The sequence below is a fragment of the Alistipes sp. CAG:268 genome (genome assembly GCA_000434235.1).
Classification (GTDB): Bacteria; Bacteroidota; Bacteroidia; order Bacteroidales; family Rikenellaceae; genus Alistipes; species Alistipes avistercoris.
The window spans coordinates 4,893-6,997 of sequence record FR891976.1 but is presented as its reverse complement, the minus strand read 5'-3'; the positions used below and the strand labels follow the sequence as shown (position 1 = coordinate 6,997).

At 63.1% G+C, this 2,105-nt stretch carries 2 protein-coding genes; one reads left to right on the top strand and one right to left on the bottom strand.

Features of this window, described 5'->3' with window-relative positions:
- A partial coding sequence (locus QZL63_RS02410) for an FAD-dependent oxidoreductase (RefSeq protein ID WP_290585653.1) occupies positions 1–769 on the bottom strand: 769 nt, incomplete at its 3' end.
- Positions 770–850: 81 nt separating this feature from the next.
- Between QZL63_RS02410 and QZL63_RS02405 the strand changes: the two genes are divergently transcribed.
- Entirely contained in the window at positions 851–2,062 is a 1,212-nt protein-coding gene (locus QZL63_RS02405; RefSeq protein WP_022307745.1) for an S-adenosylmethionine:tRNA ribosyltransferase-isomerase, read from the top strand.
- Positions 2,063–2,105 lie beyond the last annotated feature (43 nt).

The following is a 2,105-nucleotide window of genomic DNA, read 5'->3' as shown; positions in this document are numbered from 1 at the left end:
CCTCGGTGATGAGGAAGTTGGGCTTCTCGCCGGGGTTGTAGAGCGTGGTGGGGTGGAACTGGATGAACTCCATGTTCTCGGTGATGGCCTTGGCGCGGTGACACATGGCGATGCCGTCGCCGGTCGCCACGATGGGATTCGAGGTCGAGGAGTAGATGTTGCCGCAGCCGCCCGTGGCGACGATCGTGAAGCGCGAGAGCATGGTCTCGATCTCGTTGGTCTCTTCGTTGAGGACATAGGCGCCGAAGCAGGTGAGGCCCCGCGTGTGGCGAGTGACGAATTCGCCCAGGTGGTGCTGCGTCAGCAGGTCGATGGCGAAGTGGTGCTCGAGCACCGTGATGTTCGGGTGTTTGTGGACCGACTCGACCAGAGCCCGTTCGATCTCGGCGCCCGTCAGGTCCTCGTGGTGGAGGATGCGGTGCTCCGAGTGGCCGCCCTCGCGGTTGAGCTCGAACCGCCCGTCGGGGGTCTTGTCGAAACGTGTCCCCCAGGCGATCAGGTCGCGGATCAACTCCGGGGCCCGCCGCACGACGAGTTCGACCGCTTCGGGGTCGCACTTGCCGGCGCCGCAGACGAGCGTGTCGTGGATGTGTTTCTCGAAGGTGTCGGGGGCGTAGGTAACCGAACAGATGCCGCCCTGGGCGTAGTTGGTATTGCATTCGTTCATCTCGCCTTTGGTCACGATTGTCACGTGACCGTGGGCCGCGGCCTTCAGCGCGAACGAGAGTCCCGCCGCGCCGGATCCGATGACCAGAAAGTCGGTTTTCATGGAGGTTTTCCTTTTTCTATTGCCTTGACGCGCCGCAAAGTTACAAAAAATAGTAACTTTGCCGCACAAAATTCGGGCAAAATGGAACGACACATAGATATAAACCGGTTCGACTACGCGCTCCCCGAGGAACGGATCGCCAAGTTTCCGCTGGCCGAGCGCAGTGCGTCGAAGCTGCTGATCTACCGCGGCGGGGAGATCGCCGAACGGCATTTCGCCGACATCGGCGACGTGCTGCCGGAAGGGGAGCTGCTGGTGTTCAACAATACGAAGGTGATCCGCGCGCGGATCATCATGCACAAGCCCTCGGGGGCGCGCATCGAGGTCTTCTGCCTCGAGCCGCACGCCCCGGCCGACTACGAGCGTGCCTTTGCCGTGAAGGGCCGGTGCGTTTGGTCGTGCATCGTCGGTAACCGCAAGAAGTGGAAGGAGGGTTGTGTGGAGATCAACTTCGAGCGTGACGGGCATGCCGAATACCTGCGGGCCTGGATCGAGGAGGAGCGCGGCCGTGAGTGCACCGTGCGCTTCGAATGGTCGGCCGACGTGACCTTCGGTCAGCTGCTCGAGCTTCTGGGGCGTATTCCCATCCCGCCCTACCTGAACCGCGAGAGCGAGGAGATCGACAACACGCGCTACCAGACGGTCTATTCGAAGTTCGAGGGCTCGGTGGCTGCCCCCACCGCGGGGCTGCACTTCACGCCCGAACTGATCGAGTCGATGCGGGGGCGTGGCTTCGGCTTCGAGGAGGTGACGCTCCACGTCGGGGCGGGAACCTTCCTTCCGGTGAAGGACGACGATGCGGCCCGGCATCCGATGCATACCGAGCACTTCGAGGTACGGCGTGGAACGGTGGCCCGTCTGCTCGAGAAGTGGGGGCACATCACCGCCGTGGGGACGACCTCCGTCCGGACGCTCGAATCGCTCACGGCGCTGGCGTGGCGCATCCGGCAGGAGGGTACGCCGGACGCCGATCGGGTCATCGGGCAGTGGGAGCTCTACGACATCCCGGCGGACTATACCGGACGCGAGGCGCTTGGGGATCTGCTCGGCTGGATGGAGGCGCACGGCGTGGAGCGGCTGAAAGCCGCGACACAGATCATGATCACGCCGCTCGGGTATGAGTTCCGCATCGTTCGCAACATCGTGACGAACTTCCACCAGCCCAAATCGACGCTGCTGCTGCTCGTCTCGGCCTTCGTGGGTGACGATTGGCATCGCATCTACGACTATGCCCTGGCGCACGATTTCCGCTTCCTGAGCTACGGCGACTCGTCGGTGCTGTTGCGCGACTGAGTGCTGCAGGAACGGTTTTGAAAAAAGGAGACGACCCTCGGGT